15 protein-coding genes are annotated in these 17350 nt (G+C 72.0%); 8 read left to right on the top strand and 7 right to left on the bottom strand.

From position 1 onward, the window contains the following. The first annotated feature begins 16 nt into the window (after positions 1-16). The 6 genes from ACFYXC_RS28410 (at position 17) to ACFYXC_RS28385 (ending at position 4649) form a co-directional block, all read left to right on the top strand. Positions 17-682 (top strand): amino acid ABC transporter permease, encoded by a 666-nt coding sequence (locus ACFYXC_RS28410; protein WP_388925627.1) that lies wholly within the window; start codon positions 17-19, stop codon positions 680-682. Next, on the top strand, positions 679-1575 hold the full coding sequence (locus tag ACFYXC_RS28405) for an amino acid ABC transporter permease (protein WP_389554676.1): 897 nt from the start codon (positions 679-681) through the stop codon (positions 1573-1575). The genes ACFYXC_RS28410 and ACFYXC_RS28405 overlap by 4 nt, the downstream gene beginning before the upstream one ends. Positions 1576-1778: 203 nt before the next feature. After that, positions 1779-3374 carry an FAD-dependent monooxygenase gene (locus ACFYXC_RS28400; protein WP_389554674.1) on the top strand — a complete coding sequence of 532 codons (1596 nt, stop codon included), beginning with the start codon at positions 1779-1781 and terminating at the stop codon, positions 3372-3374. Between the two features lie 106 nt (positions 3375-3480). Next, positions 3481-3528 carry a hypothetical protein gene (locus ACFYXC_RS28395; protein ID WP_309506048.1) on the top strand — a complete coding sequence of 16 codons (48 nt, stop codon included), beginning with the start codon at positions 3481-3483 and terminating at the stop codon, positions 3526-3528. A gap of 81 nt (positions 3529-3609) precedes the next feature. Continuing rightward, entirely contained in the window at positions 3610-4167 is a 558-nt protein-coding gene (locus ACFYXC_RS28390) for a cysteine dioxygenase (protein WP_388925636.1), read from the top strand. Then, positions 4158-4649: a rhodanese-like domain-containing protein gene (locus ACFYXC_RS28385; protein WP_389554879.1), complete on the top strand. Its 492-nt coding sequence runs from the start codon at positions 4158-4160 to the stop codon at positions 4647-4649. The genes ACFYXC_RS28390 and ACFYXC_RS28385 overlap by 10 nt, the downstream gene beginning before the upstream one ends. 235 nt (positions 4650-4884) lie before the next feature. Here ACFYXC_RS28385 and recX read toward each other — a convergent pair whose 3' ends face one another. The 4 genes from recX to ACFYXC_RS28365 form a co-directional block, all read right to left on the bottom strand. Beyond that, a complete protein-coding gene (gene recX, locus ACFYXC_RS28380; protein ID WP_389554672.1) occupies positions 4885-5937 on the bottom strand; it encodes a recombination regulator RecX in 1053 nt (350 codons plus the stop codon). A 3-nt stretch (positions 5938-5940) separates the two neighbouring features. Then, on the bottom strand, positions 5941-7065 hold the full coding sequence (gene recA, locus ACFYXC_RS28375; protein ID WP_388925644.1) for a recombinase RecA: 1125 nt from the start codon (positions 7063-7065) through the stop codon (positions 5941-5943). A gap of 382 nt (positions 7066-7447) precedes the next feature. Next, positions 7448-8770, bottom strand: a complete 1323-nt coding sequence (locus ACFYXC_RS28370; protein ID WP_388926570.1) for an AI-2E family transporter — start codon at positions 8768-8770, stop codon at positions 7448-7450. Positions 8771-8831: 61 nt separating this feature from the next. Next, the gene (locus ACFYXC_RS28365; protein ID WP_388926567.1) at positions 8832-9026 is read right to left on the bottom strand and encodes a DUF3046 domain-containing protein; all 195 of its coding nucleotides are present in this window, start codon (positions 9024-9026) and stop codon (positions 8832-8834) included. 79 nt (positions 9027-9105) lie between these two features. Here ACFYXC_RS28365 and ACFYXC_RS28360 point away from each other — a divergent pair, with 79 nt between their 5' ends. Continuing rightward, complete coding sequence (locus ACFYXC_RS28360; RefSeq protein WP_388926564.1) at positions 9106-10050, top strand: hypothetical protein; 945 nt, start codon at positions 9106-9108, stop codon at positions 10048-10050. A 102-nt stretch (positions 10051-10152) separates the two neighbouring features. Here the strand turns inward: ACFYXC_RS28360 and ACFYXC_RS28355 are convergent, their stop codons facing one another. Genes ACFYXC_RS28355 through ACFYXC_RS28345 form a run of 3 tightly spaced genes read right to left on the bottom strand, consistent with a single transcriptional unit; the run spans position 10153 to position 12217 of the window. Then, entirely contained in the window at positions 10153-10461 is a 309-nt protein-coding gene (locus ACFYXC_RS28355; RefSeq protein WP_388926561.1) for an AzlD domain-containing protein, read from the bottom strand. Next, positions 10458-11204 carry an AzlC family ABC transporter permease gene (locus ACFYXC_RS28350; protein WP_389554877.1) on the bottom strand — a complete coding sequence of 249 codons (747 nt, stop codon included), beginning with the start codon at positions 11202-11204 and terminating at the stop codon, positions 10458-10460. The genes ACFYXC_RS28355 and ACFYXC_RS28350 overlap by 4 nt, the downstream gene beginning before the upstream one ends. Before the next feature lie 2 nt (positions 11205-11206). Beyond that, on the bottom strand, positions 11207-12217 hold the full coding sequence (locus ACFYXC_RS28345; protein WP_389554670.1) for an AraC family transcriptional regulator: 1011 nt from the start codon (positions 12215-12217) through the stop codon (positions 11207-11209). Between the two features lie 161 nt (positions 12218-12378). On the opposite strand from ACFYXC_RS28345, the gene ACFYXC_RS28340 reads away from it, so the two are divergent. Beyond that, positions 12379-17343 carry an ATP-dependent helicase gene (locus ACFYXC_RS28340; RefSeq protein ID WP_389554668.1) on the top strand — a complete coding sequence of 1655 codons (4965 nt, stop codon included), beginning with the start codon at positions 12379-12381 and terminating at the stop codon, positions 17341-17343. The last annotated feature ends 7 nt before the right edge of the window (positions 17344-17350 follow it).

Here is a 17350-nt window from a genome sequence, read left to right as displayed (position 1 = left end):
GGAAGCGCGGGAGATCGTGTTCGATTTTCTTGAAGGTTACAACCTGTGGGAAGCCTTTTGGACGACGGTGCAACTGACCGTCCTGTCCGCCGTCGGCTCCCTGATCTGGGGAACTCTGCTGGCCGCCATGCGGGTCGGTCCGGTGCCTCTGATGCGCGGTTTCGGTACCGCCTACGTAAACATCGTGCGGAACATTCCGCTGACAGTGATCATTCTGTTCACGTCCCTGGGACTCAACCAGACGTTCCGGGTCACCCTCGGCTCGAACAACTTCGACACCACCAACTTCCGGCTCGCGGTGCTCGGTTTCATCGTCTACACCTCGGCGTTCGTGTGTGAGGCGCTGCGGTCCGGCATCAACACGGTGCCCGTGGGACAGGCCGAGGCGGCGCGTGCCATCGGTCTGAACTTCACGCAGGTGCTGACACTCGTCGTGCTGCCCCAGGCGTTCCGTTCGGTCGTCGGCCCGCTGGCGAACGTCCTGATCGCGCTGACGAAGAACACCACGGTGGCGGCCGCCATCGGTGTCGCCGAGGCCGCGCTGCTGATGAAGGAGATGATCGAGAACGAGGCGCAGCTCGTGCTGATCTCCGCGGTGTTCGCGTTCGGATTCGTGTGTCTGACACTGCCGACCGGTCTGATCCTCGGCTGGGTGAGCAAGAAGGTGGCGGTGAAACGATGAGCTCGGTCCTCTATGACGCCCAGGGCCCGCGGGCCAGGCGACGGAACGTCATCGTCTCCGTGATGTTCTTCGCCGTCCTCGCCGCGGTGCTGTGGTGGATGTACGACATGCTGGACGAGAAGGGCCAGCTCAAGTGGGTGCTGTGGAAGCCCTTCTTCACCGACGGCGAGGCTTGGAGCACGTATCTGTGGCCGGGCCTGCTGAACACGCTCAAGGCCGCGGCGCTCTCCATGGTCATCGCGCTTCCGCTGGGCGCGGTCCTCGGTATCTCCCGGCTGTCCGACCATGCCTGGGTACGTGTCCCGGCCGGCATCGTGGTGGAGTTCTTCCGCGCCATCCCGGTGCTGGTCCTGATGATCTTCGGCCTGGCGCTGTTCTCGGAGTACACGAACGTCAGCACCGACGACCGTCCGCTGTACGCGGTCGTCACCGGTCTGGTGCTCTACAACGCCTCGGTCCTCGCCGAGATCGTCCGGGCGGGCATCCTGTCGCTGCCCAGGGGCCAGGCGGAGGCCGCGTCGGCCATCGGTCTGCGCAAGAACCAGATCATGCGGTTCATCCTGCTGCCGCAGGCGGTCACGGCGATGCTCCCGGCGATCGTCAGCCAGCTCGTGGTGATCGTGAAGGACACGGCGCTCGGTGGCGCGGTCCTCACCTTCCCGGACCTGATGGCGGCCGTCAGCCCGATGAGCTCCTACTACGGCGCGAACACCATCGCCAGCTTCACGATCGTGGCCCTGATCTACATCGCGATCAACTTCTCGCTCACGACCTTCGCGAGCTGGCTGGAGCGCCGCCTGCGCCAGGGCAAGAAGTCCACCGGCGCCGTCGTCGAAGCGGGCGCGGTGGAAGAGCTGAGCACTCCGGGTGAGCACGTGGAAGGGCAGCGGTAGGCAGGTCCCGCGAACAGCCCGCGTACATCGCGGAACTGACGAGATGTGAGCAACCGGAGGCAGTGGCGTGGTCGCCGCTGCCTCCGTCACTTGACGCAAGCAGCGGCAATGGGTTGCATACGTTCTGTGATCGTGTACCCCGCTCCACCTGCAAGTCCCGGTCAAGCACTCTGGACGCCGCTCCGGGCAGGGGGCACCGCGCCGTGGACCCGGTGATCATTGTCGGAGCGGGCCCCGTCGGACTCACGCTCGCCCTGGCGCTGGCGCGTCAGGAGGTCCCCTCGGTCGTCCTGGACGAGGGCCCCGGCAACGACGAACAGCGGCTGGCCCGTACGGCCGTCCTGCGCGAGGACACCGCCGCGCTGGTCGGACGGCTGACGGGCTTCCCCGTCGCCGAGGCCGGTTTCCGTTGGGCCGGATGGCGGTCGATGCGGCGCAAGCAGGTGATGCGGCAGATCACGTTCGGCGAGGACGATCCCGCGCTCCTGCACATCCCCCAGCACGTGCTGACCGCGGCGCTGCGGAGGGCCATCGCGGCCGAACGCCTGGTCGAGGTCTCCGTGCAGAGCCGTCTCGACGCCGTCGAGCAGGAGAGCGCGGGCGTCACGGCACACACGCGGGGTCCCGAGGGCACCTGGTGGCGCGGCAGCTATCTGGCCGGCTGCGACGGCCCGCGCTCGACGGTGCGCAAACTCCAGGACATCCGCTTCCCCGGCCGCACCGCCGTCGAACGGCACGCGGTCGCGGCCCTGCGTACGGAACTCCCGTGGCCCGGCGAGGCGCTGCTGCACCGCATGCCGCCGTGGCGGACTTCGGGCCCCCCAGTCGCCGAGGTCACCGCGCGCCCTCTCGCGGAGGACGTGTGGCGCATGGACTGGCTGCTGCCGCCCGGAAAGGACCTCGTCACGCCCGACCTGCTCGTGGCGCGCGTCCGGGAGACCCTCGCCGGCTGGTGCGGGGGCACCACTCCGCCGTACGAGCTGCTCGACACCGGCGTCCACACGGTGCACCACCGGCTGGCGCGGCGCTGGCGGGCCGGCCGGGTCCTCCTCGCGGGGGACGCGGCGCACCTGCTCGGCGCCCTCGGCACCCAGGGCCTCGACGAGGGGCTGCGGGACGCCGACAACCTCGCGTGGAAGCTGGCCCTCGCCTGGCACCACGGTCCGCACGAGGCTCTGCTCGACAGCTACCAGATGGAGCGGCGCGCGGTCGTCGCCGCCCGGCTGCGTGCCGCCGACCAGTCCCTGCCGGTACTGCGCGCCGGGGGCCTGCGGTCCGCGGTGCCCGGAGCGGCTCGCGGCCATGACGCCTTGCTCACGGACGGCCATCTGGGGCGCGGCGCACTGGGTGCGCCGGGAGCGTACGCCGATTCGCCGCTCGCGCCTCCACGCGCCGAGTCCTCGGTCGACGTCGACACGGCGGTGGGCGCACAGGTCGCCGACGTGCGGGTGACGGCCGAGGACGGCTCGACCGTGGGGCTGCGGGACCGGCTGGGCCGGGGTGCTCTCCTCGTTCTGCTCATCGCACCGGGGACCGTGGTGTGGGAGCGCAAGCACTGGGTGACGGCCGGGATCATGCCGCGGCTGGCCGCCGCCGTGACCGCGCTGCCGCACCGGGCCGAGCTGCTGGTCGCCGAGAGCTACCCCGGCGCGGCGGCGCACACGGTGCTGCTCGTCCGCCCGGACGGGCACCTGGTCACGGCGTTGAGCGGGGTGCGCCCGGCGGATCTGTACGAGGCCGCGGAGGCGGCGCTGGGCGGCCCCCGGGCCACGGCGGAAGCAGCCTCCAGCAGGGCTTGAGGCTGCCTCTGTCCACGTGATGACATCGAGTTGACCGGCTCGCGTCGCCGATGGTGTACTCCGGAGCGTGACCGACACCTGTGTGCGCCTGTGGCGGAGGGTCCATATGGACCTCGTCCGCTATGCGGGCTGCGTGTGTCGCCCGTCCTGCTGAACTCGCATCTTTCCTCTCCTCCCGCGCGCGGCCCGTGTGCTGCCGCGCGTACCCCCGCGAACGTTTGTCAGGACGGTACCCGTGTCTGTGTCACCCTCTGTTCCCGTCTCCGCTCCCGCCGACTCGGCGGTCTCGGCTCCGGCCGGCACCCCCACCCAGGCGGAGTTGCTGGACTTCGTGCGGCGTGTGGCCGCCGATGCCGAGCTGATCGCCTCCCTGCCGCTCGATCCCGAGGGCCGTACCTGGGTACGTCTCGACGGTCCTGGCGGCAGTGAGGCATGGCTCATCGGCTGGCCGCCCGGCACGGGCACCGGCTGGCACGACCACGCCGAGTCGGTGGGCGCCTTCCTCACCGCGTCGGGCGAACTCAAGGAGAACTCACTCGTCGCGCGACTGCCCACCGACGGCTGGCAGACCCTCGAACTCACCGAGGGCATCGACCGTGAACGGCGCCTGTCGGCGGGCACGGGCCGTGCCTTCGGCCGCCACCACGTGCACGAGGTGCTCAACGAGTCCACGGAGGAGCACGCCGTCTCCGTGCACGCGTACTACCCGCCGCTGCCGCGGATCCGCCGCTACAGCCGCAGCGGCCGGGTCCTGCGTCTGGAGCAGGTCGAGCGCCCGGCGGACTGGCAGTGACGGCGGGACGCCCCACGGCGACCGAACGCCCCGTAGGCATCGACGAGTTGCTCGAACGGGTCCGTGCGGACCTGGACCGTGTGGAGGCGCAGGCCGCCCACGACGCCGTACGGGCGGGCGACGCCCTGCTCGTGGACATCCGGTACGCGGCACTGCGCGAGCGCGACGGCCTCATCCCCGGGGCGCTCGTCGTCGAACGCAACGAACTGGAGTGGCGGCTCGACCCGCAGGGCAGCCATCGCGCTCCCGAGGCCACGAGCCACGACCTGCGTGTCGTGGTCGTCTGCAACGAGGGCTACGCGTCGAGTCTCGCGGCCGCGTCCCTGCGGCAGTTGGGCCTGCACCGGGCCACGGACCTGGTGGGAGGCTTCCAAGCCTGGCGAACGGCCGGCCTGCCGGTGAACACCACCGCGCCCGCGGCTCCGGCTCCGGCTCCGGCTCCGGCTCCGGCTCCGGCTCCGGCTCCGGCTCCGGCAGTCTAGGAGCACAGGCACACGGAAAACCGGCTCCTCCGGCGTATTCCGTCACCCTATTGGGCATAGCTGACGGTGGGGGCCCCTTCACGTAAGGGGCCCCCACCATTGCGTACCGCCCCTTACCCTGTGCCGCCCTCGTCATTGCGGCGCCGGGCAGGAGGCTCTCCGGGCGACCGGCCCCCGGACGCGATGGGCGCCCCCGCGCGCTCACCGTGCCCGGAGCCTTGAACCGGCGGCCCTTTCAGAACTCCTCGTCACCGAGGAACTCCGTGTCCTCGCCTTCTTCTTCGAGCGCCTGCCGGACCACGCGGAGGGCTGTGCCCTGGGAGTAGCCCTTGCGGGCGAGCATGCCCGCGAGGCGCCGAATGCGCTTGTCGCGGTCGAGTCCGCGGGTGGCACGCAGCCTGCGTGCCACGAGGTCGCGCGCGGTCGCCTCCTCCTGGTCGGAGTCGAGCTGTGCGACCGCTTCGTCGATCAGGGTGGAGTCCACGCCTTTGGTCCGCAACTCCTGGGCGAGGGCGCGCCGGGCGAGGCCCCGGCCGTGGTGGCGGGACTCGACCCAGGCTTCCGCGAAGGCGCCGTCGTTGATCAGTCCGACCTCTTCGAAGCGGGACAGCACCTCGTCCGCCACGTCGTCCGGGATCTCGCGCTTGCGCAACGCGTCCGCGAGCTGTTTGCGCGTACGCGGAGTCCCGGTGAGCAGGCGCAGGCAGATGGCTCGCGCCTGCTCAGCCGGGTCCCGCGGGGGCTCCCCCACCTCGGCCCTCGACGAGGAAGGGGGGCCTCCGTCCTGTGTGCCGCCGCCAGGTGGATCGCCGAAGCCGCGCCGCCGGCCGCGTCCCCCTCGGGCACGGCCTCCGCGGCTCGAGGCACTCTCCTCCCGCGGCCCGCGGCCCTGTCTTCTCCCGGGCTCTCCCCCGTTCCGCTCTTCCCCGTTCCCCTCTTCCCCGTCCCGCTCTCCGTCGTCCCCGTACGGCCAGCCCCTTGCACCACGTCCTGGGGCGTCGCCCAGGGACCCGTCACCCTGCCACGGGCCGACACCGCGGGACGTACCGGCACTGCGCCGCGAACCGCCGGCCGTCCGACGGCCGCCTCCGTGATCACCCCCGTGGCCGCCGTATGCCCCGTCCGCGCCCCAAGCACCGGGACCGGACGGCTCGTCACCGCCGTACGGTCCGCCACCGTCACCTCCGAACGCGCCGCTCCGGTCTCCGGCAGAGATGTCTCCCCCGTGGCCCTGCCCTTCGGGGGCGACGGGGTAGACGTACTCGGACCAGTCCGTTCGTCGTGTCACGGATCAGCTCTTGGCCGCCGCGGCCTTGGGCTTGGTGGTCTTGGCCGCGGGTGCGGGAACCGTCTTCGCGGCCTCTCCGGGGGCGGCCGGCACCGCGGTGTCCGCAGCCGGCTCGGCGGCGGGCTTCTCCGGCTTCACACCGACACCCAGCTTCTCGAGGATCTTCTTCTCGATCTCGTTGGCCAGGTCGGGGTTGTCCTTCAGGAAGTTGCGCGCGTTCTCCTTGCCCTGGCCGAGCTGGTCGCCCTCGTACGTGTACCAGGCACCGGCCTTGCGGACGAAGCCGTTCTCCACGCCCATGTCGATCAGGCCGCCCTCGCGGCTGATGCCCTGCCCGTAGAGGATGTCGAACTCAGCCTGCTTGAAGGGCGGCGCGACCTTGTTCTTGACGACCTTGACGCGGGTGCGGTTGCCGACCGCGTCGGTGCCGTCCTTCAGGGTCTCGATACGGCGGATGTCGAGGCGCACCGAGGCGTAGAACTTCAGCGCGCGGCCACCGGTCGTGGTCTCCGGGGAGCCGAACATCACGCCGATCTTCTCGCGGAGCTGGTTGATGAAGATCGCGGTGGTCTTCGACTGGTTGAGCGCGCTGGTGATCTTCCGCAGGGCCTGGCTCATCAGACGGGCCTGCAGACCCACGTGCGAGTCGCCCATCTCGCCCTCGATCTCCGCGCGCGGCACCAGGGCGGCGACGGAGTCGATGACGATGAGGTCGAGGGCGCCGGAGCGGACCAGCATGTCCACGATCTCCAGAGCCTGCTCGCCGTTGTCCGGCTGCGACAGGATGAGGTTGTCGATGTCGACGCCGAGCTTCTTCGCGTACTCGGGGTCGAGAGCGTGCTCCGCGTCCACGAAGGCGACCTGGCCGCCGGCCCGCTGCGCGTTCGCCACCGCGTGCAGGGTCAGGGTCGTCTTGCCGGAGGACTCCGGGCCGTACACCTCCACCACTCGGCCGCGCGGCAGGCCGCCGACGCCGAGGGCGACGTCGAGGGCGGTCGACCCGGTGGGGATGATCTCGATGGGCTCGTTCGGCCGCTCGCCGAGGCGCATCACCGCGCCCTTGCCGAATTGCCGTTCAATTTGTGCGAGCGCGGCGTCGAGCGCCTTCTCGCGGTCGGTTCCTGCCATGGGTTCCACCCGATTTGCTTGAGTCGATCGCTTCACGTCAAAGACGCTAACGCCTGCCACTGACAATGCGCCCCGACGCCCGTCCGGCCTGTGGATAACTCGGGCACTTCCGCAGGAAATCCCCGCCTGTATCCCGTCTCGGGCTTCGCCGGAGCCTCCATAAGAATGGATGTTCGATTTTAGTGTCAAGCGCATCCCGCGCTCGGGCGAGGGCGTGTCGCGGCCCGTGCCGCCCGGCTGTTCCGGGCACGGACAGCCCGGGGGCGGGACGGCCGGGGAGACGGCGTAGGGACGCCCTGAGGACGGTCTCGAGACGGCGTGAGGACGGCCTCGGGGCGGGGTGAGGGCCGCCCTCGGGACAGAGGGCGGTGTGGGGACGGCGCTAGGAGGAGGCCCCCGGCTCGCCGTCCACCGGCGGCTGCCGCGTACCGCCGCCGTCCACCGGCGGCTGTGGCTGCGGCAGTGGCTGCGACTGCGCCTGTGGCTGCCGCGTGCCGCCGCGCAACAGGCTCCGTATGCGTTTGCGGAGGGTGCCTGAGCCCCGTTCCCGGCGTCCGTGCACCCGCGGGTCGTCCGTGACGTCGTACCGCTTCACGTACGCCCCCAGGAACGCCTGCAGTGTGGCGATCGCCGGGATGGCGATCAGGGCGCCGACGGCTCCGAGCAGGGCGGTGCCCGCGATGACCGACCCGAAGGCGACCGCCGGGTGGATGTTCACGGTCTTCGCCGTCAGCTTGGGCTGCAGGACGTAGTTCTCGAACTGCTGGTAGATCACTACGAAGATCATGACCCACAGCGCGTACCAGGGGTTGACCGTGAAGGCGATCAGCATCGGCAGGGCGCCCGCGAGATACGTACCGATGGTGGGGATGAACTGCGAGACCAGGCCCACCCAGACGGCGAGCACGGGCGCGTAGTCCACGCCGAGGAACTCCAGCAGGACGTAGTGGGCCAGCCCGGAGATGAGGGCCATCAGACCGCGTGAGTAGAGGTACCCGCCGGTCTTGTTGACGGCGATCTCCCACGCGCGCAGGACCTCGGCCTGCCGGGCCGGCGGCAGTACCGAGCACAGCGCGCGCCGCAGCCGCGGGCCGTCGGCGGCGAAGTAGAACGCGAACAGCGTGATCGTCAGGAGCTGGAAGAGGCCGCCCAGTACCTGCGCGGACACGTCCAGGACGCCGGTCGCGCTGTTCTGCACGTACTTCCGGAGCCAGTCGGAGCGCAGCAGGCTGTCCTGGATGTCCACCCGGCTGAGCTCCGTGTGGAAAGTGGTGTTGATCCAGCTGATCACCGAGTCGACGTACTTGGGGAAGTCCTCGACGATGTCGATGATCTGCCCGGCGAGCATCGAGCCGAGCAGTGTGACGAAGCCCGCACTCACGATCATCACGATCAGGAACACGAGGCCGGTTGCCAGCCCTCTGCGCATGCCGAACGAGGACATCCAGCTCACCGCGGGCTCGATGGCGAGGGCCAGGAAGAACGCGATCAGAATGTTGATCAACAGCCCGGTCAGCTGGTGGAAGGCCCAACTGCCCAGCTGGAAGCAGGCGATGAGGGCGAGGCCCAGCACCATGGCCCGCGGCAGCCAGCGCGGCATGCCGCTGCCCCCTTCGGCCGCACCCCCGGCCGGGGGCCTGGGAGGTGTCGTGCCGAGCGGGGATGTGCGCTGTCCGACCTGCGCGGTCTCGTCTGTCGCTGCCACGGGGCAAGTCTCGCCCACGTCACCGACAATCGGCCCCGATCCCTCGGATCTTCGTGGTCGGTCAGCGTGATTCGTGAGGAACGTTCACCGCCGTACACACCGCGCGCCACACGTCCTTCGCCTCCCAGCCCGCGTCCAGCGCCTGCTGCACCGTGCGTCCGCCGAGTTCCGACATCACGTGATCGCGCGCGAAGGTGTCGGCGTACTCCGTACCGAAGTGATCCGCCATCCGCTGCCAGAAGACCGTCAACCGCATGCATCCAGTATCCCGCTCCTGAGGGTGGCCCGAGCCGGGACCGCCTGCCGAGAACGCTTTCCGCCCTACGGTCTGACGCATGGCCGATACCGGAGCATCCCCACTCCCCCCGACGCCCCCGGCGCACACCCCCGTCGCCCGCGCCGAGCAGTTCGTCTGGCTCACCGCCCGCGTGCTGGAGCAGCGCCGTTTCGCGTACCACTTCCTGGGTGGCGACGCGGAGGCGGTCGAGACCGCGCTGTCCGCCTACCGCAACGAGGACGACGGGTACGGCCACGCGCTGGAGCCCGACCTGCGCGGCCCGGTCAGCCAGCCGCTGCACGTCGGGCACGCGCTGCGTGTGCTGGACTCGATCGGGCGCTGCGGTGGGCAGCGGGTGGAACGCGTGTGCCGTTATCTGACCTCCGTGTCGACACAGGACGGTGCGCTTCCGGCGGTCCGTCCGAGCCAGCGGGGCTACCCGTCGGCGCCCTTCGTGCCGATCGTCGACGACCCGCCCAGCGAACTGCTCGCGACGGGCCCGGTGGTGGGTCTGCTGCACCGCAACGAGGTGTGGCACGCCTGGCTGTTCCGGGCCACCGACTTCTGCTGGCAGGCGGCGGAGTCCCTGGAGAAGTCGCATCCGTACGAGATCGAGGCCGCCGTGGCCTTCCTGGACACCGCGCCCGACCGCCCGCGCGCGGAGGCCGCCGCCGACCGGCTCGGCCGTCTGGTGCGCGAGCAGCGGCTCGCCGTGCTGGATCCGGAGCAGTTCGAGGCGTTTCCCGTGGCGCCCGGTTACGCGCCGGGAGAACGCCATCTGCCGCACGACTACGCAAAGACGCCGGGCTCCCTGGCGCGCGCGTGGTTCACCGACGAGGAGATGACCCGTTCACTCGGCTTCCTGGCGGCCCAGCAGCAGGAGGACGGCGGCTGGCCGATCCGCTGGCGCCAGTGGGCCCCGGGCACCGCCCTGGAGGCCCGCCCGATCGTCACGATCGAGGCGCTGCGCACGCTGCGGGCGTACGGGCTGCTCGTCAGCTGAGCGGCGGGGCCCGGAGCCCGCACCTCAGCGGCCCGGCGCCCGGCTGCCCGGCCCAGCACTCAGCCCTACCGCCCAGCCCTGCCCGGCCCAGCTGCCCGGCCCTCAGCCCGTCATCGCCCGCACCCCCGCCGTGACCAGCACGGCCGCGGCGACGACCAGCAGGAAGGGGGCCCGCAGCAGCAGTGCGACGGCGGCCGCAGCGAGCCCGGCGGCCCTCGCGTCCAGCACCAGGACCCGGCCGTCGGCGAAGGTCTGCTGGGCGGTCAGGGCCGCCAGCAGGGCGACGGGCAGCAGAGCGGCCAGTCGCTGGACGAGTGGCCGCTCCAGCACGCCCGCGGGAATCAGCAGTCCGATCAGTTTCACGGCGTAGCAGCCGACAGCGGTGAGACCGATCGCGATCCAGAGGTTCACCGCTTCTCCTCCGCCGCGTCGTCCTTGTCCGCCGTCTCTGTGCGCGCCCCGCGGCGGCCGTCCGCCCAGAGGGCGACCGGGGCGGCCAGCGCGGCCACCAGGACGGGGACGCCGGCAGGAAGTACGGGCAGCAGGCCGAGTCCGAGGACGACCGCGAGTGCCGCGACGGCCCGTTCCAGGGTGGTCCTGACCATCGGCGCGAGCAGTGCCAGGAAGACCGCGGGTCCGGCCGCGTCCAGGCCCCACGCGTCCGTGTCGCCGATGGCTTCGGCGCCCAGCGCGCCGAGCAGGGTGGTGAGGTTCCACAGTACGTACAGCGACAGACCGGTGACGGTGAACCCGATCCGCACACTGCGCCGGGTGGGCTGCGCGAGGGCCACGGCCGTGGTCTCGTCGATGACCCACTGAGCGGCGAACGGGCGCACCGCGCGCGGGAGGGCCAGCAACTGCGACAGACGCAGCCCGTAGAAGGCGTTGCGCACCCCCAGGAAGAACGCGCCCGCGGCGGCCGTGAACGGGTTGCCCCCGCCGGCCAGTGCCCCCACCAGGGCGAACTGCGAGGCGCCGGTGAACACCAGGAGGCTGAGGGCACAGGTCTGCAGCACGGTGAGCCCGCTGCCCGCGGAGGTCACCCCGAAGGCGAAGCCGGAGAGTCCGACGGCCACCCCGACACCGAGGGCGTCCCGCACGACGGCGGCGTCGGGTTTTCCGCCGCCTTCACTTCGTGCGTCCTCGCCACGTATGCCTACGTCTGATGTGTCTGTGCTTGATGTGTCTGTGCTTGATGTGTCTGTACCTGGTTCGTCTGTGCCTTGTGTGTCCGCGTTTCGTGGGGCCGCGCTTGGTGCGGGTGCGCTCGGTGTGTCCGTACGAGTTGTTTCTTCTGCCACGTCCCGGACCGTAGGCCGGGCTCCTGCCGCGGGTCTTGTACGTTCTTGCGCTCTCGCTGGTAGGCCCCCGGTGGTACACCCACGATCCGGGTGAAGTGCCGGTTGAGGTGCGGCTGGTCGGTGAACCCGACCGTGAGCGCCGCCTCGGCGGGGACCACCCCCGCGTCCAGCAGCCGGCGTGCGTGCCGTACACGGACGTCGGTGAGCCACGCGTGGGGCGGCATGCCGTAGGCGTCCCGGAAGGCGCGCAGCAACGCGAAGGGGCTGGTCCCGAGATCGCTCGCGAGCCGTTCCAGCGTGGGCGGCTGCACGATCCGCTCCTCGAGAACGGCACGCGCGCGTGCCGCCACCCGGGCGCCCGCCGTCCGCGGGACCCGTTGGGGCAGCGGCCCGCCGTTGAGTCGCAGCAGCCGGGTCACGGCCACCCGCAACAGTGTGTCGGCGGCGAGCGCGTTGCCCTCGTCGGCGGCGCGCAGCACCTGGTGGACCAGGCCCACGGTGTACGGATCGTCGAGCACGGGGCTCCTGAATCCGGGAGCGCCACGGAGGGAGGTGGTCTCGGCGGCGATCTCCGCCACCAGGTCCGGCGACGGGTAGACAGCCCCGTACCGCCAGCCCTCGGGAACGCCGGCCCGTCCCGTGTGCGGGGTGTCGGGGTTGACCAGGGCGAGGGTGCCGGCGCCCGCGTACTGGTCGGCGCCACCGTGGTGGAAGACCTCGACACCGTCGGCGATGGCGGCGATGACGAAGTTCTCGTGCGTGTGCCGGACAAAGGTCTTGCGGACGTACCGGGCGCGCAGCAGATCGACACCGGGCAGCTCCGCGTACTGCCAGTGCCGCGCCCGCTCCTGCCCCGCGCCCGCCATGCCACCATTCTCCGCCACGGCGGCATGGCCCGGACGAGGCCGCCCCTCGTCGCGCGGGCCGGGTCGGCCCCGCCCTGGCGACGGCCCATCGCGCGAGCCCTGCACGGCCCGCGTTCCCGCAGGTCAATGCCATTGTCAGTGTCCGGGTGCAGGATGGACGCATGGTCAGCTCCGCGCAACGAGCCCTGAACGGCTTCTCCCCCGCGACCCGCGCCTGGTTCACGGGGGCCTTCTCCGCGCCCACCGAGGCGCAGGCCGGCGCGTGGCAGGCCATCGGTGAGGGCTCGGACGTGCTGGTGGTCGCCCCGACCGGCTCGGGCAAGACCCTTGCCGCGTTCCTCGCCGCGCTGGACCAGCTGGCCTCGACACCGCCGCCCGCCGACCCGAAGAAGCGCTGCCGGGTCCTGTACGTGTCGCCGCTGAAGGCCCTCGCGGTCGACGTGGAGCGGAACCTGCGCAGCCCGCTGACCGGTATCCGGCAGGAGTCGGTGCGCCTGGGTCTGCCCGAGCCCGAGGTGAAGGTGGGTATCCGCTCCGGCGACACCCCGGCCGCCGAGCGCCGCACGCTGGCCACCCGCCCGCCGGACATCCTGATCACGACTCCGGAGTCGCTGTTCCTGATGCTCACGTCGGCCGCGCGGGACGCGCTGACCGGCGTCGAGACGGTGATCCTGGACGAGGTGCACGCGGTCGCGGGCACGAAGCGCGGCGCCCATCTGGCCCTGACCCTGGAGCGGCTCGACGAGCTGCTGCCGAGGCCGGCGCGCAGGATCGGCCTGTCCGCGACCGTCCGCCCGGTCGACGAGGTCGCCCGCTATCTCTCCCCTCAGCGCAAGGTGGAGATCGTCCAGCCCCCGTCCGGCAAGGAGTTCGACCTCTCGGTGGTCGTGCCCGTCGAGGACCTGGGTGAGCTGGGCGGCTCGCCCGCGACCGACTCGGACGAGGGCGCGGAGAAACCCTCCATCTGGCCGCACGTCGAGGAGCGGATCGCCGACCTCGTCCAGTCGCACCGCTCGACGATCGTCTTCGCCAACTCCCGCCGCCTCGCCGAGCGCCTCTGCAACCGGCTCAACGAGATCGCGTACGAGAGGGCGACGGGCGAGCCCCTGGCGGAGCACCACTCCCCGGCCGAGCTGATGGGCGGTTCGGGCACGGCCCAGGGCGCCCCGTCGGTCATCGCCCGTGCCCACCACGGCTCGGTCTCCAAGGAGCAGCGCGCCCTTGTCGAGGAGGACCTCAAGGCGGGCCGCCTGCCCGCTGTGGTGGCCACCTCCAGCCTGGAGCTCGGCATCGACATGGGCGCGGTGGACCTCGTCGTCCAGGTCGAGTCCCCGCCCTCCGTGGCCTCGGGCCTGCAGCGCGTGGGCCGTGCGGGCCACCAGGTCGGGGCGGTCTCCACAGGGGTGGTCTTCCCCAAGTACCGGGGCGACCTCGTCCAGGCGGCCGTCGTCACCGAGCGGATGCGCACCGGCTCCATCGAGTCCCTTCGGGTCCCCGCGAACCCGCTGGACGTGCTGGCCCAGCAGATCGTCGCCATGACGGCCCTCGACAGCTGGCAGTTCGACGACCTGCTCGCCACGGTCCGCCGGGCCGCGCCGTTCGCCTCGCTGCCCGAGTCGGCGTTCACCGCCGTGCTCGACATGCTCGCGGGCCGCTATCCGTCGGACGCCTTCGCGGAGCTGCGTCCGCGCGTGGTGTGGGACCGGGTCGCCGGTACGATCACGGGCCGCCCCGGCGCGCAACGGCTCGCCGTCACCTCCGGAGGCACGATCCCGGACCGTGGCCTCTTCGGGGTGTTCCTCGCCGGTTCCGACCCGAAGAAGGGCGGCGGCCGGGTCGGCGAGCTCGACGAGGAGATGGTCTACGAGTCCCGCGTCGGTGACGTCTTCACCCTGGGCACCAGCTCCTGGCGCATCGAGGACATCACCCGCGACCGTGTGCTGGTCTCCCCCGCGCCCGGGGTGCCCGGCAGGCTGCCGTTCTGGAAGGGCGACCAGCTCGGACGCCCGCTCGAACTGGGCCGCGCGCTCGGCGCGTTCCTCCGCGAGGTCGGCTCGCTGCCCAAGGACGACGCCCGGCGGCGACTCCTCGCCGCGGGCCTGGACGCCTGGGCCGCGGACAACGTCCTGTCGTACCTGGCCGAGCAGCGGGAAGCCTGCGGGCACGTCCCGGACGACCGCACCATCATCGTCGAGCGGTTCCGCGACGAGCTGGGCGACTGGCGGGTCGTCGTGCACTCCCCCTTCGGCGCCCAGGTCCACGCCCCCTGGGCGCTCGCCCTGGGTGCCCGCCTCTCCGAGCGGTACGGCATGGACGCGCAGGTCATGCACGCCGACGACGGCATCGTGCTGCGCCTGCCGGACGCCGATCTGATGAGCCTGGACCTGCTCGACCAGGATCCCGCAAAGCCGGGCACGGAGTACGACTCCGAGCAGGCCCCCGTGGGCGCGGCGGACGTCGCGTTCGACAAGGGCGAGGTCAATCAGATCGTCACGGACCAGGTCGGCGGCTCGGCCCTGTTCGCGTCCCGCTTCCGCGAGTGCGCGGCCCGCGCCCTGCTCCTGCCGCGCCGCAGTCCCGGCAAGCGCACCCCGTTGTGGCAGCAGCGCCAGCGCGCCGCCCAGCTGCTCCAGGTGGCCAGCGAGTTCGGTTCCTTCCCCATCGTCCTGGAGGCGGTCCGCGAGTGCCTCCAGGACGTCTTCGACGTACCCGGCCTCGTCGAGCTGATGGGCGACCTGGAGTCGCGCAAGGTGCGGCTCGTCGAGGTGACCACACCCGAGCCGTCCCCGTTCGCCAGATCGCTGCTGTTCGGTTACGTGGCGCAGTTCCTGTACGAGGGCGACTCACCCCTGGCCGAGCGGCGCGCGGCGGCCCTGTCGCTGGACTCGCACCTGCTCGCCGAGCTCCTCGGCCAGGCGGAGCTGCGCGAGCTCCTGGACGCGGACGTCCTCACCGAGCTGGAGAGCGAACTGCAGTGGCTCACCGAGGACCGCCGTATCAAGGACGCCGAGGGCGTCGCGGACCGGCTGCGGATGCTGGGCCCGCTGACCGACGCCGAACTGACGGGGCGCGGAGCCGAGCCGGAGTGGGCCCGTGAGCTGGCCGCGTCCCGCCGGGTCATCCAGGTCCGGATCGCCGGCGCCGACCACTGGGCGACGATCGAGGACGCGGGCCGGCTGCGGGACGCGCTCGGCACCGCGCTGCCCGTCGGCGTCCCCGAGGCGTTCACCGAGCCGGTCAAGGACCCGCTGGGCGACCTCCTCGCCCGGTACTCGCGCACCCACGGACCGTTCACCTCGACCGCGGCGGCGGCCCGCTTCGGCCTCGGCACCGCGGTCACCGAGGGCGCCCTGCAACGGCTCGCGGCGAACGGCCGTGTCGTCCAGGGCGAGTTCCATCCGGCGGGCATCGGCCAGGAGTGGTGCGACGCGGCGGTGCTGCGCAGACTGCGGCGCCGCTCGCTCGCCGCGCTGCGCCACGAGCTGGAGCCGGTGCCGCCCGCCGCGCTCGCACAGTTCCTGCCGCAGTGGCAGCACCTGGGCAGCGGGCACGGCCTGCGCGGTGTCGACGGACTCGTGCGCGCCGTGGAGCAGTTGCAGGGAGCTTCGGTGCCCGCGTCCGCGCTGGAGAAGCTCGTCCTGCCGTCCCGCGTCTCGCACTACGCTCCGGCGATGCTCGACGAGCTCACCGCCGCCGGCGAGCTCGTGTGGGCCGGCGCGGGTTCACTGCCCGGCAAGGACGGCTGGGTGTCCCTCTACCTGGCGGACGCGGCGCCGCTCCTGCTGCCGGCTCCGCATCCCCTGGAGCTGACCCCGCTCCACCAGTCGGTCCTGGACGCCCTCTCCGGCGGGTACGGCCTCTTCTTCCGCCAGATCACCGACCAGGTCCGGGCCACCACACACCCGGAAGCCACCGACCCCCAGCTGGCCGACGTCATCTGGGACCTGGCGTGGTCGGGCCGCCTGACGAACGACACGCTCGGCCCGATGCGGTCGCTCCTCGGCTCGGGCCGTACCGCGGGCTCCACCGCACACCGCGCGAAGCGCACCGTGCCCCGCGGGCGGTACGGCAGCCTGACGGGCGCCGCGCGCCCCACCTCGCGCACGGGCCCGCCGACAGTCGCGGGCCGCTGGTCGCTGCTCCCCGACCGCGAACCCGACGCCACGGTGCGCGCCCACGCCCTGGCCCGTACGCTGCTCGACCGGCACGGCGTGGTCACGCGGGGCGCGGTCGCCGCCGAGGGCGTGGAGGGCGGCTTCTCCGCCGTGTACCGGGTCCTGTCCGTCTTCGAGGAGAGCGGCCAGGCCCGCCGCGGCTATGTGGTGGAAGGGCTCGGAGCCGCGCAGTTCGCGATGGACGGCGCCGTGGACCGGCTGCGCGCGGCGGCCACCGCCCGCGAGCGGGGTGAGACCCAGCCCGATCCCGCCTTCGCGGGCGCCCCCGCCCTCAGCCACTCGGGCCTCAGTCACTCGGACGCGCACACTCCGAGTCCTTTCGGCGGCCCCGCCGGGCACCCGGACCCCTTCGCCGACGACGCGGGCCTGCCGTCCGCCGACGCCCTGCGGCCGGACAGCGATCCGTACTCCCTGGGCAGTGGTTCCGGACCGTTCCCTGCCGCCGACGGCTCCCCGCCGGGCTTCGGGAGCGGTTACGCGTCCCCCTTCGCCGACTCGCCCCGGGCGGCTCCGCAGGCGTTCCCGGGAGGCCCCGGCTCCCGCGCCCGCGCGAGCACCGCGAACCGTGCCATCGTGCTGGCCGCCGCAGATCCGGCGAACGCCTACGGCGCGGCCCTCCCGTGGCCCGAGCCCCCGACCGGCGCCGGTCACAAGGCCGGCCGCAAGGCGGGCTCCCTGGTCGTGCTGGTGGACGGCGAGCTGACCCTGTACATGGAGCGCGGCGGCAAGACACTCCTGGCCTGGCCCTCCGCACCGGACGAGACGCCGTCGCACGACGCGCGTCTGCGCATGGCGGCCGAGGCGCTCGCCGCGTCCGCGCGCGCGGGTTCTGTCGGCACGGTCACCGTGGAGCGCGTCAACGGCACGTCCGCGCTGACGTCGGAGTTCGGCACCCTCCTGGAAGAAGCCGGTTTTCACGCGACCCCACGCGGACTGCGCCTGCGCGCGTAGGGAACCC

Source organism: Streptomyces sp. NPDC002701 (assembly GCF_042889045.1).
Taxonomy (GTDB): Bacteria; Actinomycetota; Actinomycetes; order Streptomycetales; family Streptomycetaceae; genus Streptomyces.
The sequence above is the reverse complement of the archived record's forward strand: the minus strand, read 5'-3'. Positions and strand labels throughout refer to the sequence as shown.